This window comes from Kitasatospora sp. NPDC097691, from assembly GCF_040302665.1.
Lineage (GTDB): Bacteria > Actinomycetota > Actinomycetes > Streptomycetales > Streptomycetaceae > Kitasatospora.
Genome location: NZ_JBEORY010000006.1, coordinates 50,008 through 76,737, shown reverse-complemented (window position 1 = coordinate 76,737; position 26,730 = coordinate 50,008). Strand labels below are relative to the sequence as shown.

Below are 26,730 nucleotides of genomic sequence, written 5' to 3'. Positions count from 1 at the left end.
GCCGACCCGGCCGTGGCGCGTGTGCCCTGGGGAGGGGTGGCCCATGTCCGAGGCAGGACAGGCAGGACAGGTAGGACAGGCGGAGCGGGCAGAACGCGCGGAGCAGCCCGGGTCGCGGCCGACCCTGCTGAGCCTGCTGACGCTCGCGGGGGACTTCGTCGTCCCAGGCCTCGCGCCGGGAGGAGCGGACCGGCCGGTGAGCCGGCTGATCGTGCTCGACGAGCTGGAGCCGCCGGCGGCGCAGGGCGACCTGCTCGTCGCGGTCGGGGTCGATCCGCACACCGAGGAGGCGGTCGCCCTGGTCCGCCGGGCGGGGGCGGCCGGTGCGGCGGGGGTGCTCTTCCGGCCGGTGGAGACCGGCTCGGGGCACGAGGCGCTGGGCGCGGCCGCCGCCGAAGCGGGGACGGCGGTGCTCTTCCGCAGCCGGTGGACCGACTGGCCGACCGTCATCGGCATCCTGCACGCGGGGCTGTCGGTCCCGCCGGAACCGAGGATCGCCGGTGTGCCGCTGGGCGACCTGCCGCAGCTGGCCAAGGCGATCGCGCTGCAGGTCGGCGGCTCGGTGACGATCGAGGACATGGCGTACAACGTCCTCGCGTACTCGCCCATCGGCCAGGACGTGGACTGGGTCCGGATCTGGACCATCCTGGGGCAGAAGCCGCCGGCGAACCGGCGCGACGACCTGCGGAACGCCGGGTTCGACCGCGACTTGCTGCGGTCGGACAGGGTGCTCCACCGCAAGGCGCAGGGCGAGGCCCCCGAGCGCCTGATCGTGCTGGTCCGGGCGGGGGACATCCCGCTGGGCTCGATCTGGGTGGCGGCGGAGGGCGAGCGTCCCCTGGACACCCCGGCCAACCGCGAGGCCCTGCGCGCCGCGGCGCGGGCGGCCGTGGCCCACCTGCTGCACGACCGCGCGCGGCGGGAGGGGCAGGACCGGCTGCTGCTGGAAGCGGTCCGGGTGCTGCTCGACGGCCAGGGGTCCGCCGAACTGCCGGCGGCGCGCACCGGGCTGCCGATGGCGGAGCGGTGCGCGGTGCTGTCGGTCGGTGCCGGGCCGGGCGGCCCGCAGGACGTCCGGGCGCGCGGCGGGCTGGTCGAGGCGGCGTTCCGGCACTGCTCCGGGCGGGGCGAGGTGTCGGTGGTGGTGCCCTCGACGCGGGGCGTCCTGGTCCTGTTGGGCGGGCTGGCGAAGGATCCGGTCCGGGCCCGGGAGCGGGTCGGGCTGCTGGCCGAGTCGCTGGCCGCGGAGCTGTCGCGGCAGCTGGGGCTGCGGGTGCGGGTGGGCATCGGCGAGGTGCAGGACCGGCTCGACGGGGCGCCCGAATCCTGGCGGACGGCCGAACTGGCGCTGGGCGGCCTGCTGTTCGGCCGGAACGTGCCTGACGTCGCCCGGGTCGGTGAGGTCGCCGACGCCGTGGCACTGCTGCACTTCGTGGAGGCGCTGCGGGCGGCGCGCCACCTGCCGGTGGAGACCCCGGTGACCCGGCTGCTGGCGTCCACCCGCAAGGGCGAGGTCCCGCTGGTCGACACCCTGGGCGCCTTCCTGGACCAACCGGGGGAGAAGGCCAGGGCCGCGGAGGCCCTCGGTGTGGCCCGCAGCACCTACGCCCACCGCCTGGACCAGACGGTGGTGCGGGAGAGCGGCATCGACCTCGACGACCCCGACGCCAGGCTGTTGGCCCAGCTCCAACTGCTGCTGCTCCGGCGCTCGGTGGCCGACGAGGGCTGAGTCCGCCGCGTTCGGCGCGCGGCCGGTGCGGCGCTGCTGCCCCGTGCGCTGCGGCGGCGGGACGCCGGTACTTCGTCGTGTGGCGCGAGGATGCCGCGGCACGTTCGTCGTCCGACGCGAAGGCGGGCGGCCGCCGCCCGCCCGTCGTCGGCCGGCACGGAGGCGCCGCCGCAAACCCGGGTCGTGGGATGAGGACCTGCCCGCCGGCTGACGGGCAGTCTGGTCGCACGGCCCGCCGGAGCAACCCCGGGGTCGTGCGACCGAGACGACCGGACGGAGTGTGCCACCATGGCGAACCCCCAGCTGACGGCCCTGTACGGGCCCGAGCGGCGTGAACTCATCCTCCGCGCGGCGGTCCGCGAGGGCCTGCTGGACCCGGACGACGCGCAGCTCGCGGGCTTCCTCGACCTGGATGCGGTGGCAGCGACCGTCGACGCGCTGCACCGCGCCTTTCCCGACTCGGTCGAGGTGCTGCACGCCTTCGCGGCCAAGGCCAACAGCCTCGTCCCGGTGCTGGAGCGGCTGCGCGCCCTGGGCATGGGCTGCGAGGTGGCCAGCCCCGGCGAGTTCGCCCAGGCGCTCGCGGCCGGGTTCGAGCCCGGGCGGATCGTCTTCGACTCCCCGGCCAAGACCCGCCGCGAGCTGGCCCGGGCGCTGGAGCTCGGCGTGGCCGTCAACATCGACAACTGGCAGGAGCTGGCCCGGGTCGACGAACTGCTGACGGCCCGACAGGCCGGGCAGGCAGAGCGGACCCGGCAGGCAGGGCAGACCCGGTCCAGGATCGGGGTGCGGGTCAACCCGCAGCTCGGCGCCGGCGCCATCGGGGCGATGAGCACCGCCACCGCGACCTCCAAGTTCGGCATCGCCCTGGCCGACGAGGGCAACACCGCGCGGCTGGTCGCGGCCTTCCGGGAGCGGCCCTGGCTCGGCTGGCTGCACTGCCACGTCGGCAGCCAGGGCTGCCCGCTGGACCTGATGGCGGACGGCGTCGCCGCGACCGTCGCCCTCGCCCGGCGGATCAACCGCGAGCTGGGCCGCCGTCAGGTGGTGGGCCTGGACATCGGAGGCGGTCTGCCGGTCAACTTCGCCGACGACCGGGTCGCTCCGGACCACCGGGAGTACGTCGAGCGGCTGCGGGCGCACGTGCCCGACCTGTTCTCCGGCGAGTTCCGGCTGGTGACCGAGTTCGGCCGGTCCGTGCTGGCCAAGAGCGGCTTCACCGCCGCCTACGTGGAGTACACCAAGACCTCCGGCGGGCGGGCGATCGCGATCACCTTCGCCGGTGCGCAGGTGGCCACCCGGACGGTCTTCGCACCGGACTCCTGGCCGCTGCGGGTCACCGCGCACGACGGCACCGGAGCGGCCAAGCACGGGGAGCCGGTCGAACAGGACGTCGCCGGGCCGGCCTGCTTCGCCGGGGACCTGGTCGCCAGGGCCCGCCCGCTGCCGCTCCTGGAGCCTGGGGACCTGGTCGCGCTGCTGGACACCGGGGCCTACTACACCTCCACCCCGTTCTCCTACAACAGCCTGCTGGAACCCGCCGTGCACGGGGTCACCGTGGCGTCCGACGGCGCCGTGCGCTTCGAGACGCTGCGCCGCGCGCAGACCGTCGAGGACCTGTTGGGCCGCACCGGCGGGTGAGGACGCCCCTCCGGAAGCCGTTCACGGTCCGTCGCGGACGAACCACGGGTGCCGGCCTTGGCCCGGGGCTCGGCCCGGGGGCTCCGCTCGGTCGGGGACCGCGATGGCGGAGCCGTCACCGGGCACCTGTATGTTGATCACCTGCCGGCCCTGTCGGTGTCCCGCGCCGGGGTGTGTTGACGCGCGGGTCCGACCCGGACCGGTGACCGTTCCGCGCGGATCGGGCCGCTGTCGCCGGGGAGTCGGAGGAGACGTTGTCCCGGGGTCGAACGGCCGTTCCCGCTTCCTCGGCTCCTCATCTCATCTCATCGTTCGCGAAGGATCTCGTATGACCGCTCCTGTCCCTCCCGAGAGACCGCAGGCCGAGAAGGCTTCCCCGGAGGATGCCGAGAAGGCCGTCGCGGTGGCCGGTGACCAGGTGGCTGCCGTCGCGGTGGCCGGTGACCAGGTGGCTGCTGTCGCGGTGGCCGGTGACCAGGTGGCTGCCGACGAGGTGGCTGCTGTCGCGGTGGCTGCCGACGACGTGGCCGGCGGCGAGGTGTTCGGCGGCGAGGTGTCCGGCGCCGACCCGTGGGCGCCGCTGAACCCGGCTCAGGGCGAGGCTCAGCGACCGGGCGAGGCCACGGTCCCTGCTCCTGCGGCTGCCCCGGCCCCCGTCGCGGGCCCGGCCCCCGTCGCTGCGCCTGTGCCTGCCCCGGCCCCCGGCCCGCACCCGGGCGGCATGCCGTACTGGCCGCCGTACCCGGTGCCGGCCCCGCCGCCCCGCAACGGCCTGGGCATCGCGGCCATGGTGCTCGGGATCGTCGGTGTCGTCCTCGGCCTGGCCGTCATCCTGTTCTGGATGTCCTGGCTGCCGGCCCTGCTGGCCCTGGTCTTCGGTGTCATCGGCCTGGGCTACGTGCGCAAGGGCGTGGCGACGAACAGGGCGATGGCACTGGCCGGCGTGATCCTGGGCATCTCCGGCCTGGTGGTCTCGGCCGGCGCCGGGGTGTTCGTCCTCGCACGGGTGCACGCGGTCGACGAGGAGCGGCGGGCGGAGGCGGACGCCGCCCGGGCCCGCGCCGAGGCCGAGTCGCGGGCCGCCCAGGAGCGGGCGGAGAAGGTGCGGGAGCAGGCCGAGGCCGCGCGGAAGCTGATCGAGGCCGAGCAGCAGAAGGCGGCCGCGGACCTGAAGGCCCGGCGCCTGTCGTTCGGCCAGTCCTACACGTACCCGGACGGCCTGAAGGTCACCATGGCCGCTCCGGAGCCGTACGTCCCGCGTGACACCGTGTTCGAGACCCCCAAGAACGCCAAGATCATCCAGGTGAGGATCACCGTCGTCAACACCGGCTCCCAGGAGCTCTCGCTCTACGGATCGGGGAGCCCCACCGTCAGGGATGCCAAGGGCGGCCTCGTCTTCACGCTGATCGACGGCAGCAACCGGCTGAAGTTCCTCCCCGGTTCGGTGTCCCCGGGTCAGGAAGCCACCAGTGTGTCCGCGTACGCCCTGCCGGAGGGCGCGGCCGACCCGTTCTCCGTCCGGTTCGACTACGGCACCGGGCTGCAGCGCAAGGACGTCACCTGGACCGGCTCGCCCGGCTGACCGGACGCTCCCCGGCCGGCCGACCGACTCACCGGTCCGCCGGTCCGCCGGGGGTGACCCGTCCGGCGCAGCGTGGCGCGCGGGTCGGGCGGGGGGCTGCGATCTTCGGAGGACGCACGCCCGGCGGCCGCCGTCCGACCGCCGGGTCCCTCGCCCGAGACCCGAGACCGTGGAGGCCCGGATGTGGCAGGCACCCCCCGCCCCCGTCAGCCGTGAGTGGCTCCCGGTACTGGACATGCCGGCGCCCGGCGCGCAGAACCGCTGGACGGTGCTGCTGCGCGCGCTGCTGGCGATCCCGCAGCTGGTGGTGGTGTGGGTGCTGTCGGTGGTGGCGTTCTTCGTCACCGTCATCGGCTGGTTCGGCGCGTTGGTGCTCGGCCGGCTGCCCGGCTTCGTCGCCGACTACCTCACCGTGTACGTCCCGTACGAGACCCGCGTCACCGCGTACCTGATGCTCACCGTGGACCGCTACCCGCCGTTCCGGTTCCACGCCCCCGAGTACCCGGTGCAGGTCGGGCTGCGGCCGGGTGAGCTTAACCGGCTCGCCGTCCTGTTCCGCATCATCCTCGTCATCCCGGCCTCGATCGTGCAGGGCCTGCTGGAAGCGGGGTGGTGGATGGTGGCGTTCATCAGCTGGCTCGTGGTGCTGGTCCTCGGCCGGATGCCGCAGCCACTGTACGAGGCGACGGCCGCGATCATGCGCTACCGGATGCGCTACGCCGCCTACCTGGTGATGCTCTCCTCCGCCTACCCCAAGCGCCTGTTCGGCGAGGAGCCGGGCAGCGAGCCGGACGGCCCGGTGTCGGCCACCCGCCCGCTGGTCCTCAGCGGCGCCGGGCGCGGCCTGCTCGTCGTCTTCATCCTCCTCGGGGTGGTCTCCTGGACGACCAGCTCGATCACCGCCTCGGTGGACTCGGACGACAACGACGACGACGTCACCAACCCCACCCAGCACGTCATCGCGCCCCTCGTGCCGGGCCCCGTCCAGACCCGGCCGGCGGGCTCGGCGGGCGTGGCGGGCGTGGCGGGCCTGGCGGGCTCCGGACGGGGCCCGGCGGAAGGCCGGACGTCGGCCGCCTACCGATCCTCGCTAGTCTGATCGAATGACCGACAAGTTGGTGCACCGTTACCGCCAGGCCGTGGAACCGCTCCTGGCGGCAGGTGAGCGGATCCTGGACGTGGCCACCGTCTACCCGGTGGCCGGGGCGAAGGGCCTGGGTGACGGGGCGGGCGCCCGGCTCGGCAACAAACTGGGGCGGATCGGCGCGGTGTCCGGGGAAGCCGGCAGCCTGGCGCAGGGCTTCCCCACCGGTGCCGGTGCGGCGATGCACAAGCTGCTCCTGGTCACCGACCGGCGGGTCGCGTTCGTCTCGACGAGCGACATCCGGAAGGCCGCCGACGTGCTGTGGCACGCCCCGCGCCACCTGATCACCCGGATCGAGCGCCGTCCGCGGTTCCAGGCTATGGCCCGGTTCCGGCTGCACTTCGCGGACGGCTCGGCGGTCGCCGCCTACACCCCGCGCCGGCGCACCGTCGAGTCCCTGGCCGACCACCTGGGGCGGTAGGGCTCCGGAAACCCGACGCGGGGACCCTCAGGCCCCCGCACCGGGCCGCCCTGTGTGCAGGACCGCTACTTCGGGCAGGTGTCCTGAGTCACCTTGCCGCCGGAGGTGGCGGCGGTCGCCGGGTCGACCGAGAGGCACAGGCCCGTCCACTGGTTGACGAACTTGTAGGCCGTCTTCCGTTCGCCCCCGACCTCGACCGACGTGGGGATGACGTTCCACAGCTGACTGCCCGAGGACCAGCGGGTCTCGCACCCCCACCAGAACAGCTGCGTCCCGGCCCCCGGCGGGGTGCCGTTGTTGTACGGGACGGTCAGGCAGGTGCCGTTGCTCGCCTTGATCCAGTAGTAGCCCTTGCCGTCGTAGGAGGGGTGCTCGGCCCCCCACTGGTGGCTGCCGGGCGCCGTCGACTGGCACGCGCGCTGGGTGACCAGGCCCCCGGTCTTGGAACTGTCGAACTCCGGGCCACGCACCATGCAGCGGTGGTACTTGGTGTCGACGTACGTCTTGTCGGCGTTGACCTGCCAGATGGCCTGGTGGCCGTCCGCGACCACGTTGCCCCGGTTACGGGCGATGATGTCGTCCACCAGGCCCCAGCCGGGGAAGTCCATCAGGACGATGCCCAGGTGACCGTTGCCCCCGCCGTTGTCCAGGTAGTCCATCAACTTGAAGTTCACGCCCGGGATGTGCGTCGGGTACTTGCCCGCCGTCACGTACCCGCCCGCGTACACGTACGGAACCGTGAGCGGAGCGGTGGACGCGGACGTGTACGTCACGAACATCTCGCCCTTGCCGTCGGCGACCGCCTGCTCGATGTTCGCCCTGGCGTAGTCCCACTTCCTGGACACGTCGGGCGCGTCGTAGTGGTCCTCCTTGTGGTCGTTGAAGGTGCGGAGGCCGTAGTTGTCGCCGTCGAGGCCGTCGAAGCTGCCCAGCACGATCTTGCCGCGGGCCTGCGAGAGTCGGGGCACCCCCGTCCTGCCTGCCCCACTCACCGAGGCGGCGTAGAAGAGGTCCGGGTAGCGGGACACGTAGTCCTTGAAGATGGCCTCGCGCCGTGCGTTGTCGACCGTCTCCGGATCGTTCTTGCAGTCGAACGGGCCGCCGCCGCTGAGCGGGCACTCGGCCCTCAGCCGCATCACGATCGTCTCGCCCTTGTGCTGGTCGAGGAAGGCCTTCGCCTTGCCCAGCACGTCGTCGAAGTTGGCGTTCTGGTAGAACGACGCGTGATGGACGGTGAAGTACTTGTTCTCGGTGACGCGGACCCGGATGTCGATGGCGCGGATCCCCCGCTCCAGCTGCGCCGTCAGGGTGTTCGCGCTGTCGCCGAAGTCCTGCTGCGTCTGCACCGAGCTGCCCCCGTGGACGGCGAGCGTGTCGTGGGTGCCCGGCAGCGACATGGCCGCCAGCCAGGTGTCACCGGCGACGTTCTTCATCCAGTCCGCCCGGGACGCCGGCCCGAGGTTGTCGAAGGCGTCGCTGTTGGGCCTCCCGGCCGCCCCGGCGACGCCGGGCGCGAGCAGCGCCGCACCCACGGCGACGCACACCGTCACCAGGTGCGCCACCCGCCGCAACCCCCGCCGGGGCCTGGGACGGACGTCGTGAGAAGAGGATCGAGGCATGGAACTCCCATCCGATACCGGAAACCGTGGTCGTCCCGGTCAACGGCCCCTGCGACCGACCGGGTTCACGCGGCCGTACGCCCCCGCACGGCCGCCAGGCCGCGCTCGTCCGAGCTGATCAGTCACCGGCTGGTCGAACGTATGGTTCAGAGAATGCTCCATTCGAGCCGGTCCTCGCCGGACCGCAGGCCGTTGATGCGTCGGCGTACCTCTGCGAGCGTTTGACTGCCGGCCGACGCCCGCTTGGCGTTCGTCGTGATCATCCGCAGTTCCCGGAGCCCCGAGAGAACCGGAAAGCCCTGCCACGACGTCACGTCGAAGCCGTACCGGTCGGCGAACTCCCGGTAGTGGCGCCGCCCGTAGCCGAACCGACGACAGTGGATCTCGACGGTGACGAGATCCAGCTCCGGCTGCCCGAAGCTGGCGGTGTCCCAGTCGCACAGGACTGCCGCCCCTCGGTGGTGGAGAGCGTTCCGGTGCTGCGGATCGCCCTGCAACAACCCAGGAGCCAGGACGTAGCGCAACTGGCGCCGAGCGTCGTCCAGCTCGGCCAACCGCCGCTCCAGGAAAGCGACGTCATCCGCCGGAAGCGCGGTCGCCTCGGTGATCGACCGCCTGATCGCCCCGACCGTGTCGACGGGGCGCACATCGAACGGCGGACGCGGAAGCTCATGGAGAGCACGGAGAGGACCGGCGAGCTGCGCCGCCGGAACGGGGTGGCCGGGCTGAGGGAGGTACTGCCAGAACGTCACGGCATGCCCGTCGGCAATGACCGGCTGGTCCACCGGAAGGAGTTCGACAGTCGGGAAGCCGTGGGCGGTGAGCCACTTCACCAGCTGGACGGTGCGGCGAACACTGGCCAGGGGTGTTCCGATCCTGGCGACCTTGGCAACCACCCCTGCGGCCGGGAGCCGGTAGACGGCGTTGGTGTGGCCGCGCAGCATCACGGCGTCGGCCGGGTCGAGCCCTGCTCGATCACACGCGGTAGTGAGGACGTTGACAACCTCGGACTCGGCGAACCCGCCGATCCGGAGAACCGTAGGACTCATGCCTGTCAGGCTGACGGCCAGTGGGTGTGTCTGTCACGTCACGCCGACCGGAAGTGCCAAGAGTTCGCCGAGTTCACGGGCGGCTCGGGAGCGAACCTTCTCCGGCGCTGTCTTGATGATGTCGGCTGCACGGGTGCCGAGGATCCGGGTGCGGTGACCCTCGGGCACGGTCAGGTACGTGTCGCGAGCCAGCTGGCAGGCTTCCGAGATGCTGCGCCCGCGAACCAGGCACATGGCGCGTTCCAGGTGCAGCAGCGCAGGGTCGATGCCGGTGCGGTCGGGATAGAGGCGCAGCGCCTCGTCCTGGGCCCGCGCGGCCTGGACGGTGTCACCGAGCGCGGTGTAGGCGCCGGACAGGTAGAGCTGGAGGCGCCGGTAGGGGAACGCCCAGGCGTCGTCCCCGGTGGCTGTGTGCCGGTTGCGTTCGAAGAGGTCACGGGCCTGTGCGATCGCTGCACGAGCGCCGTCTCCGTCGCCTCGGTGCGCCCTGATACGTGCGTCCGCGGCCGCGGCGAACGCGCCGGTCACGGTCGGGCGTCCGCGGTTCAGGAGCACGGCCTCGTGGGTGAGTGCAGCCGCCTCGTCCGGCGGACCGTAGTAGAACGGCAGCATCGCTGCTTGCACGCGCACCCGTGTCCGCAGTTCGCGGTTTCCGCTGTCGTCAGCGGCCGACTTCGCTGTCCCGTACCAGTCCCGGGCCAGCTCCTTGCGCCCCAGCTTCATGAAGGCGTCAGCGGTCAGGGTGGACAGCACGGCAAGCATCTCTGACAGTCGCACCTGGACGGCGGCCGGCTGCCGCTCTTCTGCGTATTGCCGGACTTCTTCCAGGGTCGTCAGCAGCTTTGCCAACATCGCCATCGGGGGTCCGGTCACGTACTCCTGCCGCAGGATGAGGAGCTTCCCGTCCAGTGATTCCAGTTCACCGCTGGTGAGCGTCGTTCCAGCCAGCGTGCGTTCGACGGCACGGCGGTGGGAGCGCGCCACAGCTTCGAGCGGATCGTCGGCATCCGGCGCGATCGAGAACGGCGAAGGGTGGGGCGCCGGAGGACGGCGCAGGGCCAGTGCGGGAAGCACGCCCACGGGCGAGGGAGTGCTCGCGCCGTAGCCGCCCGCGAGTCCGAGGCCCTGCGCGTCGGTCTCGTACAGGCGGCACAACAGGTCGATGGTCTGAGCTCGGGGCATCCGGCGGTGGCGCTCCCACACGCCCAACTGCTCCGGATCCACACTCGGGCCGACGATCCCGGACGTTGCACACAGGGCCGCCAACTGATCGACAGCAACCTCGCGCGTCCACCCCCGAGCCAGGCGGTGAGCACGGAGACGGCTGACCTCACAGCATTCGACGATCACGGAAACCACAGTGTCGATCGTCCAGCCGTTCGCCTCGGCACTGGCTCTGGTGCGCGCTGCGCAGGACGGCCCGTGTGCCACAGCACACCTCCCTGTTACGACGGCACAGCCTAGCCGTCTGACTTCCTGATGATGGATCAAAACCAGTAACCACTCACTGGTTTGCGGGAGTTTCGGGTCCGAACCGGTGAGTTCGACCCGAAGCAGCAGATTCTTCCCTTTGCCTCTCGATCGTCACGCAGCGTATCTCTGTGGGCACGCGATGACCGCCGCGCGCCAACCCCCGCCACACGGCCCGGGAACTCCTGCCCCACGCACAGCCTGGAGGAACAGCCATGCACCGTGTTCTGGAGATCAAGGCCCGACTCGCGGTCGCGTCCCTCGGCGCCATTCGCAACCAGGTGTCCGCGAAGGTCGCGGAGTCCGGCATCGATCTCGACGAGCTCCGGGCCTATGCGCTACGCGTGTGCTCGTCGGAGATCGTCGACAACGCGATCAAGCACGCTGTTGATCAACATCGGGCCGGCACGACCGAGTTGTTGATCGAGGGCGATGTCGATCGCGAGCGGGGTCGGCTGCGAATCACCGTTACGGATCCTGGCACGGTCGTACCGGCGATGAACAGCCGCGTCGACGACCTCGACGCGACCGGAGGCCGAGGGCTGGTGGTCGCGGACGGCTACGCGGACGGTCTCGGATGGCACCAGCGGCTCGATGACGACGGGCGGCCCACGGGCTGGTCCGTCTGGTTCGAGCTCGACGTGACGCTGCGGGAGCAATTCGGCCAGGCCACCGTGGTAGCGGACGTGCAGTCGGAACCCGTCATCCACTCCCGGGTGCTGCGGGGTGCTTCGGCGCTCGCCCGCAAGGGAGCGGCCAGGCTCCACTGCCCGCCCCGCCCGCTCGGGCAGCCCCGTGATCCCGAACCCGCGCTCGTTCCCGCGCCGCCCCGACCCGGCCCTTCAGGCAGCTATGTCGGCCCTCAGCTGTGCCAGGGCATCGTCCGCCCGATCCCGGACCGCGGGCAGGCTGCGGCAGGCACGAACAATGCGCTGCAACTGGTGAGGCAGACGGTGGAGAGTCGCCCCGTCGACCGCGGTCGTCAGCTGTCGCGTGGCTCCAGCGGTGTCTCCACGCCGCAGCAGCACCTCGCCGGCGGTGATCGCCGCGATGATCCGCCATTGCGACGTCGCCCCGAGCCCGGCTGTCGGCGCCTGGTCGAGCTGCCGAACCGCCTCCGCGACCCGGCCGGTGCTCATGAGGCCGCGAAGGCGGACCTCGTGGAGGGTGAACTCGGAGAACAGAGCGGTGGGTGCCGTCTCCTCCAAGAGCCGGCGACCGTCCTCGACCGCCTCATCGAAGACGGCGGCATTCCCGGCGGCTCCGGCCGCACGGGCGAGCAGGACGACCGCTTCGGCGCGTTCGGTGGCGGTGCGGGCGGTGTCGCGGGCCTGACCGAGCCGGTCCAGTGCCCGAAGGTGCAGGCCGGACTTGCGCAGCTCGTTGCCGTGGTGGCGCAGGGCGTGGGCGTGCAGCGCCGGATCGTCCAGGCGCCGGGCGACGCTCAGCCCCTTTCCGGTCCAGCCGGCTGCAGCGGCCATCCGCTCCTCCGGCAGCACGTGGCCGAGGGCGACGCCGAGGCCGACCCTGGCCCGGGCGAGCAGGCGCAGGGCGTCGAGGTCCGCGTGGCCATCGGCGGCGCGGGCCTCCAAGCGGGCGACCAGCGGCCACAGCTCCGCGACGGCGGTGGTTGCTTGGCCGGACTGGCGGGCGATCTCGGCCAGGCGCAGGACGGAATCTGCGAGCTGGATCACGAGCCGGTGATCTCCGTCGACGTCGTCGGTGATGCCGAGGCAGTGCGGCGGCAGATCGAGCCGATCGGCGAGGTGGCGCAGGGCCCCGATGTCGGTGATCGTGCGCGAGCCGGTCTCGATGCGGGAGACGTAGCTGGTGGAGTAGCCGAGGAGGTCGGCGAGTTCCTGTTGCGGCAGGCCGTGGAGTTCGCGGTAGAGCTGCAGGATCTCGGGCAGGGCGCGGCGGCGCAGGATGTCCTGGGCCCTGGGAGTGGTCCAGTGCCAGCGGATCCCGCCGCAGTGGTCGATCCGGTCCACCGGTCAGCCCCAGTCCTGCAGGTCGTACCAGCGGGCGATGGAGCTTTTGTAGCCCTGCGGCATGACCAGACCGGGCACCTCGTGGCGGTGGAACAGGCCGACCTCCTTGTGCTCGTGGCTGACGACCGGAGGCCGGTGCCCGTCGACGGCGGTGCAGCCGTAGGTGACGATGAAGACCTTGCGGCCGGGGAGCGGCTCGTACATCCACACGTCCAGCAACGGACCGGCGCTCGCCTCCCAGCCGCTCTCCTCCTGAATCTCGGTGATCACCCGTTCCTCGGGTGTCTCCGCCCCCTCCAGCTTCCCGCCGGGCAGCTCCCACTCCTGACGCTCGTTCTTCAGCAGCAGTACCCGTCCCTGCTGGTCGAGCACGACGCCCTTGACGGAGATCGGGAAAGCCGTTGGCACGTAGGGCTGTTCGGTCTGTCCGGTCATCTCTTCTTCCGGGGCGCGCGGGCGGGAACGGGTCTGTCGAAGGTAGCAGTTGCACCGTGGTCCGACGTCCTGCTTCTCGTGATCGCGCTTTGACAATCTGTCACTTTCCATCGGGACGGTCCGGCGTGGAGAGTGTGTCGCCTCCCACCCACTCGGTCCCACGAGGGAGATCCACCATGTCGTCTTCCGACACCAGCGGCACCAGCGGCACCTGCGGCGACGAGTTCACCGCAGCTGTGCTGGACGGGGCAGTCCGCGAGCGGGCCGGAACGGTGCTGAGCGAGTACGGGCTGATGAGGCTCACCAGGCTGGGCGGGCGCGACGATGTGCTCCTCGCAGCTGGTCGTTTGATGTCCTCACTCTGGAAGCATCGGGACGCCGACCCGGACGGGCTCACCGTCATCCGCGACACCGGCCGTCACGCGGGACAGGTGGGGTTCGCGGGCCTGGGGCGCGGCGCTCTGGCCCTCCACACCGAGTGCGCGCAGCATGCGGAGCCGCCCCGACTGCTCCTGTTGGCGTGCGCGCGGGCCGGCGACACGGGCGGCGAGACCCTGCTGGTCGACGCGCAGGCTGTCCTCGCCGAGTTGGCCGCCTACCACCCCGCCGCGATCGAGGCGCTTGCCGCTGATCGGGCCGCCTACTTCGGTGGATCAGGCGGCCACTTCGCTCCGGTGATTCAGCAGCTGCTCGACGGCCGCTGGCGACTGAGACTGAGGCAGGACGACCTCGCCCGGTTCTCGCCCGGCGCAGAGGCGCACCTGCCTGCTCTGCGTCAGGCCGTCGACCGGCACATCCGTCGGCTGCGTCTGGCCCCCGGGCAGGGCATCGTGCTGGACAACCACCGTCTGCTGCACGGACGCACGGCCTTCTCGGGCGAGCGGCTGATACTGCGCGCACTGGGTGAACCCCACCCCGCCCTCGGCCTCGGCCCCGGCTTCCCCGCGCAGTGGTCGCTGCCCACGACCACTGTGCACGTGGACCCCCAGCCCGCAGGCACCTCCGGCGAACTACTCGCTCCCGCACGGTGGCAGGCCGTCGACGCCCGTCCCTGCCGCCCCACCGTCTCCTGGTGATGCGGGGCGCAGCCCGCGCCCTGGCTCCAGGCCCCGCAAGGGAAACCTCCGAAGGAGGAGCCAATCATGGCTCAGAAGATCACGGCCGAGATCAAGGCCGCCACGACCGTCGTGGTCGGCGACGACTTCGACCTCGACGTCCGCATCGTCGAGACCACCGACGCGGCGAGCCTGCAGGTCCTGACGGACGACGGCTGCGGCGCCACGTGCGGCGCGTGCACCACCGGCGTGCACTGATCCCTCCCGGCTGGTTCCCCGGGACACGCTCCCGGGGAACCAGCGCCCTCCCCGGCCCGTCCCCGAAGCCTGAGGTCCGCCGTCATGCGCCCACCCGCTCCCACGATCTCCTACCGCGCCGCTGATCTTGCGCTCGTGCGCGCCGTCGCCCACCCGTCCTTGCCGGTTCCCAGCTGGCCGGCCCTCGACGACGACAGCCCCGCTGCGGCCCACCAACAGGCGCAGTGGCTGCGCACGGTCTGGGCCGACGCTCGGCTCGGTCAGGCACTCGAAGTAGCGGGCCCGGCCCTCGCCGATCGCGTCGCCCAACTGATCGCCGAGCCGAACCCCGACTCGCGCGAAGTACTGCGCGCAGCGACCTCCACCGCCCGCTACCTCGTGCGCGCGGCCGGCCGGCCCACGCCGTTCGGGTACTTCGCCGGCGTGCAGGCAGCATGGTTCGGACCGGCCTGTGACACGCGGTGGGGTGACAGGCACCGCGTCGTCACCCGCGTCTCGGCATCCCGGCTCGCGAGGGCGATCGGGCAGTTGGAGCGCTGTCCCACCCTGCTTGCGCGTCTGGACGTGATGGTGAACAACGTCGTCCAGGTGCGAGGCGACCGCCTCGTCGTCCCGCACCAGCCGGTCGAACGGTCCGGCGGCACGGCCACCGGCGAGACGACCCTGCGCCACACCCGGTTCGTCTCCGTCGCGCTCACCAGCGCCCGACTTCCGCTCGGCTTCCAGGACCTGGCCGACCAGGTCCGCGCCGAGTTCCCCACCACGACCGAAGAGCAGGTCACCAGTGCCCTGTCCGAACTGGTCGCCCACCGGGTACTCGTCACGAACCTCCGTGCTCCGGCGACCGACCCCGACCCCCTCGGGCACCTCCTGACGGCTCTGAACAGCGTCGACGCCGAGCAGATCGCTGAGGCGGCCGAAGTCCTGGCGGACCTCCGTACCGCCGAGGGAAGTCGTCCTGCGTCGGCCGTCGACCTGCGGCTGGACGCGAACCTCGTTCTCCCGCGCGCAGTGGCGGACGACGCCGCCCGGGCCGCCCAGCTGTTGGCCCGGCTGAGCGCCGCTCCCTACGGCACGGCGTCGTGGCGGGCGTACCACCAGAGGTTCTACGAGCGGTACGGCCGCGGCGCCCTGGTGCCGCTGCTCGACATGGTGGCCGACAGCGGGATCGGCTGGCCCGACGGCTACCCCGGCGCCCGGCCGGCCGAAGGATCGCGCTTCGACGATCGCGATGAGCTGCTTGCCGCCCTCGCCCAACGAGCCGCGCTCGACGGCGAGCGCGAGATCGTCCTCGACGAGGCACTGATCACCGCACTCGACCTGGGCCCGGCAGAACTGCGTCTGCCCCCGCATCTGGAGATCCTCGCCCGCCTCCACGCAGGCTCCCAGCAGGCCCTCGAACGGGGAGACTTCCGGTTGGAGGTGGTGTCGGCGTCCCGCGCGGCCGGCGTCTCCGTCGGCCGCTTCCTCCACCTCCTCGACCCCGAGCACCGGGTGGCGTTCACCGACGTGTTGACGAACCTCCCGACCATGGACGGCCACACCATCACCGCGCAGCTCTCGTACCCGCCGCTGGACGCGACGACCGGACACGTCGCCCGGAGCGCGGCCACCGGCCAGATGGTGATCAGCCTCGCCGAACACCGCCCCGCTACCGATGGCATCCTCGGTCCGCAGGACCTGGCGGTGGGCTGCGACGGGCGGCGCATGTACCTGGCGGCTCCGGCGCTCGGCGTGAGGGTCGAGGCCGCTGCCACCCACGCCCTGAACCTCCGCACGCACACCCCACCGCTCGCCCGGCTGATCACCGAGCTGTCCCGCAGCCAGGCGGCGCAGGTCACCCGCTTCGATTGGGGTTCGGTTCACCTACTCCCGTTCCGGCCCCGGCTGCGGCACCGGCGCGTCATTCTCTCCCCGGCCGCCTGGCGGCTCACCGCGGCCGAACTCCCTGCCGGCAACGCCCCGCAGCGGCAGTGGAGCGCGGCCCTCACCATGTGGCTGACGCGACGCCGGGCACCGCGGCACGTGATGCTGACCGCCGAGAGCCAGGGCCTGCCGCTCGACCTCCACCATCCCGGCCACCGGGCCCTCCTGCGCGACCACCTGCGCTCCGCGCCGTACGCAGTCCTCGTCGAGGAGCCCGACCCGGCCGACCTCGGCTGGGCCGACGGGCGGGCCCACGAGATCGTCATCCCGGTCACCGCCACCCGCCCCCCGGCCTGGCCACGCCTGCCCAAGCCCACCCCGGCCCGGATCCTGCAGCGGGGCCACGGCGACGCACCAGGCATCTCCCGCGTGCTCCTCGCCTCCTTCTACGGCGACCTGGAACGCCAGGACACCGTCCTGGCCCTGTACCTGCCCGACCTCCTCGCACGGCTGGGACACCCGAAATGGTGGTTCGTGCGCTTCCGCGACCCGCGCCAGCACCTGCGGCTGCGCATCGCTCTGCCCGACCCGGACGCCTTCGGTCCCGCCGCCGCCGTGATCAGCACGTGGAGCGCCGAGCTCTGTCAGGCCGGCCTGCTGTCCGAGGTCGTGTACCCGACCTCCTACACCGAGACCGGACGCTGGGGTGGTGGCCCGGCCTGGGCAGCAGCGGAGGAGGTCTTCCGCGCCGACTCCGCCGCCGTCCTCGCCCAGCTGTCCAGGCCCGCGCTGCCTGACCGGCGAACGCTGCTCACCGCTCATGCGGTGGCCATCGCGGCAGGGTTCGCCGGCTCAACCACCGCAGGGCTGCACTGGCTCGTCGACAACATCCCTGCGAAGGCTCCGACTGCGGTGCCCCGGCCGGTGTTCCGCGAGGCCGTACGTCTCGCGGACCCGGCCCGCGACTGGGCTTCGCTGCGTGCCGAGCCCGCGTGCAACGCGATCGTCGATGCCTGGGCGGGCCGCCACCATGCCCTCGGCTCCTACCGCCGGTACTTCCCCGGTCCGCACACACAAGGCGTGGACGCGGACGACGTCCTCGGCTCCCTGCTGCACTGCTCCTACGTCCGCGCGCACCGCATCGACTTCGACGACGAGGCCCGGATCCTCTACCTGGCGCGCGCCGCCGCTCTCGCCCGTCTCTGCCGGGACGGTGACCAGTGATCATCCCGCACCCCGCTCTCCAACTGTCCGACCGGATCGCCGAACTACTGGCCGAACCGGCCGATGCCCCGAAGGCGTGGACGTCCCGCCCGCAGTGGCGGCAATCCCTCGCACACGGCGCTCCAGGCATCGCTCTGCTTCACATCGAACGCGCCGCCACCGGCCGGGGCCCGTGGGAGACCGCCCGTGCCTGGCTGTCGGTCTCGGCCGCCGCCCCGGTCACGAGCGGTTCGGACAGCTATCTGTACTACGGCGCACCTGCGTTCACGCACGCGCTGGCCTGTGCAGCCCAGGCGCGCCCCGGCTCCTACCGCCGTGCCCTCGCCCACCTCGACCGAGCGGTCATCGCCGATGTGGTCCAGCGTTGCGACGACGCGCATGCCCGGATCGACCGCGGCCACCTTCCGGAGCTCGCCGAGTTCGACGCCATCCGCGGCCTGGCCGGCGTCGGCGCCGTGCTCCTGCGCCGGGCGCCTGACGGCGGGACGATCCGGCGGGTCCTGGGCTACCTGGTTCGCCTGACCGAGGACATCAACGGGCAAAACGGCGAGGCCCTGCCGGGCTGGTGGACCCCGAGCGGACCGTCCGGAAGGCCGGACGAGCGGTTCCCGAACGGGCACGCCAACACCGGCGTGGCACACGGAATCGCGGGCCCGCTGGCGTTGCTCGCCCTCGCACTGCGGCACGGTGTCGAGATTGACGGGCAGCGGGAGGCGGTCCGTACCATCCTGGCCTGGCTGGAGCGCTGGCGTGACGGACACGCCTGGCCGTACTGGATCACAGCTGCACAGCTGAGCGATCCCCACCGCAGGCCACTGCCGCCGCAGCGGCCGAGCTGGTGCTACGGCACAGCCGGTATCGCGCGTGCCCTGCAACTTGCCGCCCTCGCCCTCGACGACCCCCGTCTGCGCCACGACGCCGAGAACGCCCTCGCCACCACGCTGGTGGACGCCAAGGTGCTCGCCGCGACCACCGGCCTGTCGGCCTGCCACGGCTACGGCGGGCTCGCCCACATCGCCCACCGCGCCGCCGCCGACGCCACGCCGCGCAACGCCGCCCGGCTCCACGCGGCCACCGACCTGCTCCTGGACACCATCCATCCGCCGCACGCCGACCCCGATGAGCAGGCATGTCGCCTCCTGGCAACGGAGGGACCCGCGTTCCTGGAAGGTGCGGCCGGCACCGCCCTCGCCCTGCTCGCCCCCGCCTCCGGCACCCTCCCCGCGACCCTCTGGGACACCTGCCTCCTGACTGCCTGACCGAGGACCGATCCGATGACCACCGGCTGGATCCAGCACACTCTGACGCCCAACGACCGCGAAGCCATGGACCGACGCTCCGCCGCTCTCCTCGCCCCCGTGCTCAACGCCGCCCAGCACAGCGGAGCGCTGGAAGACTGGTGGTACATCCGCAAAGCGGGCCTGCGGCTGCGCTACCGCGCCGACGCCCCCGAACCCGCCGTCACCGCACTACTGGACAGGCTCGTCGAGGATGGGCTCGTCAAGAGGTGGACCACCGTGATCTACGAGCCGGAGGCCCATGCTTTCGGCGGCTCCGAGGCCGCGGAAGTCGCCCACCGGCTCTTCCACACCGACAGCAAGCACCTGATGGCCCGGGCCGTCGAGCCAGGCCCGTCCGCGCTCGGCCGGTCCGAGACCGTCGTCGTCCTCGTCTCCGCCATGCTCCGTGCGGCCGGACTCGACTGGTACGAACAGGGCGACGTCTGGGGGAAGTTCGCCATGCTCCGTGATGCTCCCGCGCCCGTGTCACCCGTGCGGGCCGCAACCCTGACCGCAGCCATGAACCACCTGATGCGCCTCGACACCTGGGCACTCACCCGCGACACCGCCCCGCTCGCCCACCACGGCAGCTGGGTCCACGCCTTCCAGCAGGCCGGCCAGGACCTTGCCCACCTTGCCCGCGACGGTGTTCTCACCCGCGGGCTGCGCGCTGTCCTCGCGCACCACATCGTCTTCCACGCCAACCGTGCCGGCCTGCCGGTGGACCACCAATCCGCCATGGCGACAAGGGCGTTGGAGGCCGTTTTCCACTCCGGCGGGGGCCCAGCGCCCTCGGCTTCCATCATCCGCACAACCACTGGGGTCACCGACATGACTACTCTCAGCAACGCGACCGGCTCCGCCGAGCAGCTGCGAGGCGCCCTCACCACCCGCCTGCTCGACCAGGGCGCCATCCGCACCGGCGCGATCGAGGCCGCCTTCCGGGCTGTGCCCCGCGAGCCGTTCCTGCCCGGGTTCCCGCTGGAGGCCGCCTACACGGACAACCCGAACTACACCAAGACGGACGGCTCCGGCACACAGATCAGCGCAGCCTCCCAACCGGCGATCGTCGCCCTGATGCTCGAACAGCTCGACCCGCAGCCCGGCGAGAAGATCTTCGAGGCCGGAGCGGGTACCGGTGTCAACGCCGCCTACGTGGGTCACATCGTCGGTTCCGACGGGCACGTGGTGACCGTTGACGTGGACGAGGACCTCGTGGACGGGGCCCGCAAACACCTCGCCGACGCCGGCATCACCAACGTCGAGGTCGTGCTCGGCGACGGTGCTCTCGGGCACCCGGACGGTGCCCCGTACGACCGGGTGATCGCCACGGTGAGCACCAGTGAGATGCCCACCGCCTGGCTCCAGCAGATCAAGCCTGCCGGTCGTATCGTGCTACCGCTTCGCCTGCGCGGCACAGCCAGCCGGATCATCGCGTTCGAGCGCGGCGAGGACCGCTGGGTGTCGGTCGACCACCAGCTCGCCGTCTTCATGCCGCTGCGCGGCAGCATGGACGACGCCCGCCGCGTCATCCACCTTACCGGCGAGGGCGACGTCACCCTCCAGGTCCACAAGGACCAGCGCGAGGCAGTCGATGCCGAGCCGCTGATGGGCGTCCTCGACAGCGGACGCCACGAGACCTGGACCGGCGTGGCCATCCCGGCCGGCACCACCTACGAGTACCAGGATCTCTGGCTGGCCCTCACCCTCCCGAACTCCCTCATGCGGATGAGCGTCGCCGGCGCCGCCCGCGAACGCGGCGTCACCCCGATGTTCGGCTGGGGCGCCATGGCCACCGTGGACGCGGGCTCCCTCGCCTACCTCACCCTGCGCCCGGGCGAGCCCGACGCCAACGGCTGCAGGACCTACGAGACCGGCGTGGTGGGGCACGGCCCGGCGGGCGCCGCCCTAGCCGACCTCGTCGCCGAGCAGATCCGTGTCTGGAACACCGGTTTCCGCGCCCGGCCCGTACGCATCGAACTCCCGGACACCCCGGCAACCGCAGACCCGGCCGCCGGCCGCTTCGTCCTGGAGCGCCCCGACCGCCCGATCACCGTCATCTGGGAGTGACCACGTGCACCCGACCGGTCCGGTTGCCCAGCGTTTCCCGCTGGTCGCACGCCACCGGCCTGCGTGCCTGCCTTTGAACGCCCGTGTCGGCCGGCTCTGCGAGCTGGCCGGCACGGCCGTCCGGCAGGCCGACCCGGGCCTCGCGTCCACCGTGTTCAACCAGGCGGCCCTCCTCGCCTCCGACCTCGCCCTGCCCGGCTACGCCCGTGCCCTGTGCCACCGCCATGCCGCCCTCCACCTCACCCGCGGCCCGCTCCCGGCAACGGGCGCCGTCCGGGGACTCGAACCGATCGTCAACCTCGCCCGCCTCCACATCCGTGCGGGCCGGCACGAGCGCGGCCACCGGCTCCTCCTCGACCTCTACCGCGCCGTCACCACCGCCACCGAGACGGTGCTCGACGGCATCACAGTCCCGGCTCGCCTCACCGAGACCGACGAGCAGCGCGGTGAGGTCCGCCAGTGGCTGTGGCGGGTCATCATTGCCGACGCCACCCGCGCCCTCACCTCTGCCGGACGCTGGGGCGAGGCCCTGCACCACATCGAGGAACACCACGGCATCGGCTTGCGCATCCTTGACGGCCGGCAGACCGCCGTCCTCGCCGCCGCCACCACCGGCGACTACCCCGCCGCCCTGGCCCTTCTGGCCGAGACCGAGCCGGGCGACCCGTGGGAGAACGCCGTCACCGCGGCGCTGACCGCGGTGTGCCGCCCAGGTGACCAGCACGTCACCGCGCAGGCGATCGGCCACTGGCTCGCCCTTGACATGGGCGCGGGCCTGGCCGTGTTCACCACCCGTCTCGCCCTCACAGCCCTCGACGCCTCAGCCCCGGACACACCGGCCGCCCGGAACCTCGTACTGCACCTGGCCAGGCGAACCGATGAATCCGGCGACGGCTACGCACTGCGCGACCTCCTCGTCCACCGGGGTGCCCGCGACCACCTCGCACCCGACCGGACTGCCGCGCTCGAACGCGTCTTCGCCGCCTGCGCGCTGGGCTCCGGCACCCTGCCCACCGCCCTCCGCGAGCAGCTGGAGGAAGCTCTGAGCAGTGTCTCCGAGGTGATCGAAAGCTTCCCGTCCGGTCCGGGTTCGCCGGGTGGTAGTCCCGTTTGAACAACACCGTCATCAGACGCTGCCCGTCTGTGAACCAGTCCGAACTCGGGTTTCCTGAAGCCCATATGGTGAGGCGATCACGTGGGTGCCGCGACCCAACCGGCCGAGACCGCCCCGTCGACTCGTTCCGGGCGCGGCCGGGTGGCCCGACGGGGGTGGCGCTCAGGTCCAGCGGGCGTGGAACTCGGTGGGCAGTGACTGCAGGGCGGCCAGTTCGGCGGCAAGTTCGGGTGCGGCCGTCTCGATGGGCTGACCGTCCACCAGCGGGGCGGAGGTGTAGATCTTGCGCAGGGCGAAGTCCCAGCCGGTGCGGTCCGCGGGGGTGTGGCCGACGGTGACCCGCAGCCGGTGCGGCTCGTAGCGGATCATGGCGCTCTCCGCCCGGGTGGCGGTGCAGGCGTCGAAGGCGGACCACAGCTGCGGGTCGGTCAGCCGGGCGAGCCGGGCCGGGTCGAGGGTTGGGTCGTGAGCCGTGTCGTCGAGCAGCCGCAGGGCCAGGCGTCGGACCACCGAGACCGGGCCCACGTTGTCCCAGGAGGTGTGCAGCCGTGCTTCCGCGTCGATCAGGCGGACGAGTCCGGCGGCCGTCGCGGGGTCGGCCGACACCGCGGCGTCCCGGATGTCGAGTCGGCTCAGCAGGACGGCGGGGTCGGTGTCGAGCCGCCCGGCGGCGCGCCCGCTGCGTACGTAGGAGTCGAGGTGGTCGAGGCTCAGCAGCCCGGAGTGGCCGGTGAGCGGCGTGGGCAGCCGACCGCCGAGGGCGCCGACGACGGCCTCGGTGCCGATCCCGTGCTTCTGCAGCACCGGCCGGATCGGACCGGTCCGCAGCAGCTGCAGGCCGATGGTGTGGTGGTTGAGGCCGGCGACGCCCTCGAAGGTGTGGCTCAGCGGCAGGTGGCCGATGTCGTGCACCAGCGCGGCGATCCGCAGGAGTTCGTCGTCCGGACGGAAGTGTGCGACCAGTGCGAGGACACCGAGGGTGTGCTCCAGCCTGGAGTACGACTGCAGGGTGCTGAGCGTCGAGGCGCCACCGTGCGCGACGAAGTGCAGCCGCCGCAGCGGCTCGGTGCGCAGCAGGTCCACCTCCACGGGGGTCAGGCGGACGGGTATCCGCCACAGCGGGTCGGTGAACACGGAGGCCAGGCCCACGACGTTGGTCGGGACGGGCGGTGCGGTTTCCTCTTCCGGGCCCTGAATCTGGTTGTCCATCAGGTCACCCTAGGGGCGGCGCCGTGGAGCCGGCCCAGGAAAACCGGCTGTGCTGCTGTGCCCGTGCCGGGCGATCATGGGGCCATGACGGACGCAACCGGACCGGAGCCGCTGGGCGTGTGCCTCGTGGCCAATGTCGCTCGGGAGACCAGCCATGGCGAAGCCGGGCTGGAGATCCGCAGCGGGCTGCGGCACTTCGCGCCGGGGGCGAAGGTGTGGATCGCGCCGCCGGCCTGGGGCGACGGCGGCGAGAACGTCATCGTGGCCGGACGCCACCGGCGGAACAGCCGTCGCTACCTGCGGATCGTGCTGCAGAGCCGGTTCCTGGAGAACTTCCGGGTCCGCGCCGTCTACAGTCCGGCGCTGGTGCGGGCGTTGACGGAGGCGGAGCCCGGCGAGGAGAAGGTGTACGGCGCCCGCTTCCTGTGGTCGCGGGAGCAGGCGGAGAGCTGGGCGCGGTCCTTCAACACCCCGAAGATGGCGGCCCGGGTGGACGGCGACCGTACCCGGACGCACATGGTCACCGATCCTCCGCCGCTGGAGCTGCAGCTCGACGGCGTCACGTACCACCTGGCCCACTTCAACGCCCAGGGGGCCCGCTACTCGTCCGAGCCGCCACCGGTGGAGCCGTCGCCGACGATCGGCTGAGGCAGGCGACCCGGTCCGTACGACCCTCAGTAGTCCTGGTTCTCGCTCTCCGTGGTCAGCCACTGGACGTGCTCGTGGAACTGCCGTCCCGCGGCCTGGAACAGGCTGTGCTCGCCGGTCTGGAGGCTCTCGACGCCGAACTCCTCGCTCAGGTGCCGGTCCACCACCTTGATGAGCCCGAAGGGGCCGGTGGCCGCGGGGCCCACCATGTGCAACTCCTCGGCGTCCATGTCGGAGACGTCGGCGGCCACCTTGGCGATCATCTTGTCCATCACGGCGGAGTTCTTCTGCGCGGCGATGAAGTGGTTGCCGTAGCCGCCGGTGTCCAACAGGTACTGGGCCGCGATCCGGACCTGGTCGCCGACGGGCAGACCGGCCGCGTTCCCGGCCCCGGCGATGTCGAGGGTGCCCTGCAGGCTGTTCGAGTCGCGGATCAGCGGGCCGAGCACGGGGACGTCGGTGGCCCGGAGCTGGGGCTTCGTCCGCTGCAGGTCGATGTCCCCCGAGCCCAGGTCCACGTCGGCGTACACGCCGCCGTGCTTCTTCAGGATGCTGTAGCGGGCGATGTCCGAGGCCAGCGGGTACGCCTTGGCCGCCCCCGTCGTGGCGGTGGTGTAGATCTCCCGCACCCGGTCGTCGAGTGCGTCCTCGATGCTCCGGAACTTCAGCTTCCCGGTCAGCTTGACGCGGAAGGTGTCACCGGCGCGCCAGGTGCTGTTCCGGTCGGTCCACAGGTTGATGCTCCAGTCGGAGTTCTGCGCCTTCGCGGCCCAGCTGACGATCTGGTCGAGCGCGGTCTTGCTGATCGGCTGCCCGATCCAGATGAAGTGGACCTCCGGCGGGATCCTGGGCCGGTCGTCGGGATGGTTGCCTGCGACCGCCTTCCGCAGGTCGTCGAGGTAGGCGGGCACGGGGGAGAGTTCGGCCAGCCGCTTCAGGAGCAGCTCCACCGCCTCGTGGTTCCCCTTCGCGAGCGAGGTCAGGGCGTAGTCGAAGACGTCGTCGGCCTGGTCCGAGTCCAACGGCTGCCGCCCCGCCTCGCCTTGGCCCTCGCGGGTCAGGTTCAGGGGGGCCCGCTGCACGGCGGGGCCGTGCTGGGCCGCGCAGCCGGGACCGTGCGCATGGCGCTGTTCGTGGCGCTCCTGCTCCATCATCCGGGCCACCGCCGCGTTGCCTACCGACCGTTGAAGGGCCGTCACCTCGCCCGGGCTCCGCGGCCTGCCCGGTGCGAGCCCCGCCGACACCGCCGGAGCCGCCGGTACGGTCGGCCTGCGCCGCGCCGACTGGGCTCCCCGCTCCACGGGTGCCGTTCGCTGCGCCCCGGTGACGTGTTCGCGCATCGCGTGGTTCTCCTCGATCGTGCCCGGGGCGAGTGGGTGTCGTGAGCGCCGTGGGTGGGTGCCTGGAGGCAGTAGAGCAAGTCCGTGGACGAGCCACCAGGGCCCTGCGGCTGCCGTGAGGGCAAAGCCGCCTGCCCGTCCGGGCACGTCGCGGGCGTGGTCGGTCGGTGCGGGGCCCGGTTCGGTGCGGGCGCGGTCGGGGGGCGGATGTCGGCTCTGCCCGTGGCGAATCTGCGGCGGGCAGAGAAGCCGTACCCGGGGGCCGTCCCGGGGCGAGGGTGGAGAGCGACGGAATCCCCAGCCTCGACCGAGGAGATCAGATGACTGCACTCGGCACGCTCCCGCCCCGCGCGGACGAGGGCGGCACACCGCCCAGCCGCTTCGACGACCAGCTCGCGGCGCAGTTGCTCGCCCAGCGGATCGTCCTGCTCGGCACCCAGGTCGACGACGTGTCGGCCAACCGGGTGTGCGCACAGCTGTTGCTGCTGTCGGCGGAGGACCCGCACACCGACATCTGCTTGTACATCAACAGCCCCGGCGGGTCGGTCACCGCGGGCCTCGCCATCTACGACACCATGCGGCTCGTCCCGAACGACGTCTCGACGCTGGCGATGGGGTTCGCCGCCAGCATGGGCCAGTTCCTGCTCGCCGTGGGGGCGCCCGGCAAGCGGCTCGCGCTGCCGAACGCGCGGATCATGATGCACCAGCCCTCGGCCGGCATCGGCGGCAGTGCCGCCGACATCGTCATCCAGGCGCAGAACCTGCAGTACACCAAGAAGGCCATCGAGCGGATCACCGCCGAACACACCGGGCAGAGCGAGGAGACGATCGCCCGGGACGGCGACCGCGACCGCTGGTTCACGGCCGAGCAGGCCAAGGAGTACGGGATCGTGGACCGGGTGGTGGAGTCGCTCGCCGACATCCGCCCGGCCGTCTCGCGCCGACGGATGGGGCTGTGACATGGGCTCGTACACGGTTCCCTACGTCATCGAGCGCACCGCGCAGGGCGAGCGGTCCTACGACGTCTTCAGCCGGCTGCTGAACGAGCGGATCATCTTCCTCGGCACCGAGATCGACGACGGCGTCGCCAACGTGGTCATCGCGCAGCTCCTGCACCTGGAGTCGGAGAACCCGGAGCGCGAGATCTCGATCTACCTCAACTCGCCCGGCGGATCGTTCACTTCACTGATGGCGATCTACGACACGATGACGTTCGTGCAGGCGCCGATCTCCACGTTCTGCGTCGGCCAGGCGGCGTCCACGGCGGCGGTGCTGCTGGCCGGCGGGGACCCCGGGCGACGGTTCGTGCTCCGGCACGCGCGGGTGCTGCTCGGCCAGCCGGCCAGCGGCGGCCGGCAGGGGACGGTCTCCGACCTCAGCCTCGCGGCCGAGGAGATGGTCCGGGTCCGCGCGCAGGTGGAGGAGGTCCTGTCCCGGCACACGCACCACGACGCGGCGACGCTGCGCGCGGACATGGACCGGGACAAGGTGTTCACCGCCGAGGAGGCCGTCGCCTACGGGCTGGCCGACGAGGTGCTGAGCCGGCGGCTCGCGTTCGGCTGAGTCGGCACGGACGGTGGTCGGC

The 26,730-nt window shown here is 72.0% G+C and carries 21 protein-coding genes and 1 pseudogene; 15 read left to right on the top strand and 7 right to left on the bottom strand.

The features are described from left to right. Positions 1-43: 43 nt before the first annotated feature. The 5 genes from ABTY56_RS06265 (at position 44) to ABTY56_RS06245 (ending at position 6,517) form a co-directional block, all read left to right on the top strand. A complete protein-coding gene (locus ABTY56_RS06265) occupies positions 44-1,729 on the top strand; it encodes a PucR family transcriptional regulator (protein ID WP_350627077.1) in 1,686 nt (561 codons plus the stop codon). 288 nt (positions 1,730-2,017) lie between these two features. Then, a complete protein-coding gene (locus tag ABTY56_RS06260) occupies positions 2,018-3,370 on the top strand; it encodes a type III PLP-dependent enzyme domain-containing protein (protein WP_350627075.1) in 1,353 nt (450 codons plus the stop codon). A gap of 328 nt (positions 3,371-3,698) precedes the next feature. Next, the gene (locus ABTY56_RS06255; protein WP_350627073.1) at positions 3,699-4,952 is read left to right on the top strand and encodes a DUF4190 domain-containing protein; all 1,254 of its coding nucleotides are present in this window, start codon (positions 3,699-3,701) and stop codon (positions 4,950-4,952) included. A 181-nt stretch (positions 4,953-5,133) separates the two neighbouring features. Further along, the gene (locus ABTY56_RS06250; protein WP_350627071.1) at positions 5,134-6,051 is read left to right on the top strand and encodes a DUF4389 domain-containing protein; all 918 of its coding nucleotides are present in this window, start codon (positions 5,134-5,136) and stop codon (positions 6,049-6,051) included. 4 nt (positions 6,052-6,055) lie between these two features. Continuing rightward, complete coding sequence (locus ABTY56_RS06245) at positions 6,056-6,517, top strand: hypothetical protein (RefSeq protein WP_350627069.1); 462 nt, start codon at positions 6,056-6,058, stop codon at positions 6,515-6,517. Positions 6,518-6,582: 65 nt separating this feature from the next. Here ABTY56_RS06245 and ABTY56_RS06240 read toward each other — a convergent pair whose 3' ends face one another. From ABTY56_RS06240 to ABTY56_RS06230, 3 genes are all read right to left on the bottom strand, one after another. Next, positions 6,583-8,079 carry a phosphatidylinositol-specific phospholipase C domain-containing protein gene (locus tag ABTY56_RS06240; protein WP_350627067.1) on the bottom strand — a complete coding sequence of 499 codons (1,497 nt, stop codon included), beginning with the start codon at positions 8,077-8,079 and terminating at the stop codon, positions 6,583-6,585. Positions 8,080-8,282: 203 nt separating this feature from the next. Then, a complete protein-coding gene (locus ABTY56_RS06235; RefSeq protein ID WP_350627065.1) occupies positions 8,283-9,185 on the bottom strand; it encodes a phosphotransferase in 903 nt (300 codons plus the stop codon). Between the two features lie 33 nt (positions 9,186-9,218). Then, on the bottom strand, positions 9,219-10,544 hold the full coding sequence (locus ABTY56_RS06230) for a helix-turn-helix domain-containing protein (RefSeq protein WP_350627063.1): 1,326 nt from the start codon (positions 10,542-10,544) through the stop codon (positions 9,219-9,221). Between the two features lie 326 nt (positions 10,545-10,870). On the opposite strand from ABTY56_RS06230, the pseudogene ABTY56_RS06225 reads away from it, so the two are divergent. Then, positions 10,871-11,182 (top strand): annotated as a pseudogene (locus ABTY56_RS06225) (ATP-binding protein); the annotation flags it as partial. A 315-nt stretch (positions 11,183-11,497) separates the two neighbouring features. Here ABTY56_RS06225 and ABTY56_RS06220 read toward each other — a convergent pair. Further along, complete coding sequence (locus ABTY56_RS06220) at positions 11,498-12,646, bottom strand: helix-turn-helix domain-containing protein (RefSeq protein ID WP_350627061.1); 1,149 nt, start codon at positions 12,644-12,646, stop codon at positions 11,498-11,500. 3 nt (positions 12,647-12,649) lie between these two features. Then, complete coding sequence (locus ABTY56_RS06215; RefSeq protein ID WP_350627059.1) at positions 12,650-13,081, bottom strand: NUDIX hydrolase; 432 nt, start codon at positions 13,079-13,081, stop codon at positions 12,650-12,652. Between the two features lie 176 nt (positions 13,082-13,257). Here ABTY56_RS06215 and ABTY56_RS06210 point away from each other — a divergent pair, with 176 nt between their 5' ends. The 6 genes from ABTY56_RS06210 (at position 13,258) to ABTY56_RS06185 (ending at position 21,948) form a co-directional block, all read left to right on the top strand. Further along, on the top strand, positions 13,258-14,157 hold the full coding sequence (locus ABTY56_RS06210) for a TauD/TfdA family dioxygenase (protein WP_350627057.1): 900 nt from the start codon (positions 13,258-13,260) through the stop codon (positions 14,155-14,157). Positions 14,158-14,223: 66 nt separating this feature from the next. Then, positions 14,224-14,394, top strand: coding sequence for an FxLD family lanthipeptide (locus ABTY56_RS06205; RefSeq protein ID WP_350627055.1), 171 nt, complete (start codon positions 14,224-14,226; stop codon positions 14,392-14,394). Positions 14,395-14,478: 84 nt separating this feature from the next. Beyond that, positions 14,479-17,484, top strand: a complete 3,006-nt coding sequence (locus ABTY56_RS06200; protein WP_350627053.1) for a lantibiotic dehydratase — start codon at positions 14,479-14,481, stop codon at positions 17,482-17,484. Further along, a complete protein-coding gene (locus ABTY56_RS06195; RefSeq protein WP_350627312.1) occupies positions 17,484-18,743 on the top strand; it encodes a lanthionine synthetase C family protein in 1,260 nt (419 codons plus the stop codon). The genes ABTY56_RS06200 and ABTY56_RS06195 overlap by 1 nt, the downstream gene beginning before the upstream one ends. Before the next feature lie 15 nt (positions 18,744-18,758). Then, entirely contained in the window at positions 18,759-20,834 is a 2,076-nt protein-coding gene (fxlM, locus tag ABTY56_RS06190) for a methyltransferase, FxLD system (protein WP_350627051.1), read from the top strand. 73 nt (positions 20,835-20,907) lie between these two features. Further along, positions 20,908-21,948 (top strand): hypothetical protein, encoded by a 1,041-nt coding sequence (locus ABTY56_RS06185; protein ID WP_350627049.1) that lies wholly within the window; start codon positions 20,908-20,910, stop codon positions 21,946-21,948. A 162-nt stretch (positions 21,949-22,110) separates the two neighbouring features. Here ABTY56_RS06185 and ABTY56_RS06180 read toward each other — a convergent pair whose 3' ends face one another. Next, positions 22,111-23,157 (bottom strand): HD domain-containing protein, encoded by a 1,047-nt coding sequence (locus ABTY56_RS06180; protein WP_350627047.1) that lies wholly within the window; start codon positions 23,155-23,157, stop codon positions 22,111-22,113. Between the two features lie 84 nt (positions 23,158-23,241). Between ABTY56_RS06180 and ABTY56_RS06175 the strand changes: the two genes are divergently transcribed. Then, positions 23,242-23,805: a hypothetical protein gene (locus ABTY56_RS06175; protein ID WP_350627045.1), complete on the top strand. Its 564-nt coding sequence runs from the start codon at positions 23,242-23,244 to the stop codon at positions 23,803-23,805. Positions 23,806-23,831: 26 nt separating this feature from the next. On the opposite strand, the gene ABTY56_RS06170 is transcribed toward ABTY56_RS06175, so the two are convergent. Further along, on the bottom strand, positions 23,832-25,004 hold the full coding sequence (locus ABTY56_RS06170; protein ID WP_350627043.1) for a glycosyltransferase: 1,173 nt from the start codon (positions 25,002-25,004) through the stop codon (positions 23,832-23,834). Positions 25,005-25,465: 461 nt separating this feature from the next. On the opposite strand from ABTY56_RS06170, the gene ABTY56_RS06165 reads away from it, so the two are divergent. Continuing rightward, positions 25,466-26,104 carry an ATP-dependent Clp protease proteolytic subunit gene (locus ABTY56_RS06165; RefSeq protein ID WP_350627041.1) on the top strand — a complete coding sequence of 213 codons (639 nt, stop codon included), beginning with the start codon at positions 25,466-25,468 and terminating at the stop codon, positions 26,102-26,104. A 1-nt stretch (position 26,105) separates the two neighbouring features. Continuing rightward, the gene (locus ABTY56_RS06160; protein ID WP_350627039.1) at positions 26,106-26,708 is read left to right on the top strand and encodes a ClpP family protease; all 603 of its coding nucleotides are present in this window, start codon (positions 26,106-26,108) and stop codon (positions 26,706-26,708) included. Positions 26,709-26,730: the final 22 nt, after the last annotated feature.

What these genes read in the sequence shown, in the direction of transcription:
- ABTY56_RS06265 (WP_350627077.1), top strand. Translation starts at nt 44, where the DNA reads ATGTCCGAGGCAGGACAGGCAGGACAGGTAGGACAGGCGGAGCGGGCA.
- ABTY56_RS06260 (WP_350627075.1), top strand. Translation starts at nt 2,018, where the DNA reads ATGGCGAACCCCCAGCTGACGGCCCTGTACGGGCCCGAGCGGCGTGAA.
- ABTY56_RS06255 (WP_350627073.1), top strand. Translation starts at nt 3,699, where the DNA reads ATGACCGCTCCTGTCCCTCCCGAGAGACCGCAGGCCGAGAAGGCTTCC.
- ABTY56_RS06250 (WP_350627071.1), top strand. Translation starts at nt 5,134, where the DNA reads ATGTGGCAGGCACCCCCCGCCCCCGTCAGCCGTGAGTGGCTCCCGGTA.
- ABTY56_RS06245 (WP_350627069.1), top strand. Translation starts at nt 6,056, where the DNA reads ATGACCGACAAGTTGGTGCACCGTTACCGCCAGGCCGTGGAACCGCTC.
- ABTY56_RS06235 (WP_350627065.1), bottom strand. Translation starts at nt 9,185, where the DNA reads ATGAGTCCTACGGTTCTCCGGATCGGCGGGTTCGCCGAGTCCGAGGTT.
- ABTY56_RS06215 (WP_350627059.1), bottom strand. Translation starts at nt 13,081, where the DNA reads ATGACCGGACAGACCGAACAGCCCTACGTGCCAACGGCTTTCCCGATC.
- ABTY56_RS06210 (WP_350627057.1), top strand. Translation starts at nt 13,258, where the DNA reads ATGTCGTCTTCCGACACCAGCGGCACCAGCGGCACCTGCGGCGACGAG.
- ABTY56_RS06205 (WP_350627055.1), top strand. Translation starts at nt 14,224, where the DNA reads ATGGCTCAGAAGATCACGGCCGAGATCAAGGCCGCCACGACCGTCGTG.
- ABTY56_RS06200 (WP_350627053.1), top strand. Translation starts at nt 14,479, where the DNA reads ATGCGCCCACCCGCTCCCACGATCTCCTACCGCGCCGCTGATCTTGCG.
- fxlM (WP_350627051.1), top strand. Translation starts at nt 18,759, where the DNA reads ATGACCACCGGCTGGATCCAGCACACTCTGACGCCCAACGACCGCGAA.
- ABTY56_RS06180 (WP_350627047.1), bottom strand. Translation starts at nt 23,157, where the DNA reads ATGGACAACCAGATTCAGGGCCCGGAAGAGGAAACCGCACCGCCCGTC.
- ABTY56_RS06175 (WP_350627045.1), top strand. Translation starts at nt 23,242, where the DNA reads ATGACGGACGCAACCGGACCGGAGCCGCTGGGCGTGTGCCTCGTGGCC.
- ABTY56_RS06165 (WP_350627041.1), top strand. Translation starts at nt 25,466, where the DNA reads ATGACTGCACTCGGCACGCTCCCGCCCCGCGCGGACGAGGGCGGCACA.
- ABTY56_RS06160 (WP_350627039.1), top strand. Translation starts at nt 26,106, where the DNA reads ATGGGCTCGTACACGGTTCCCTACGTCATCGAGCGCACCGCGCAGGGC.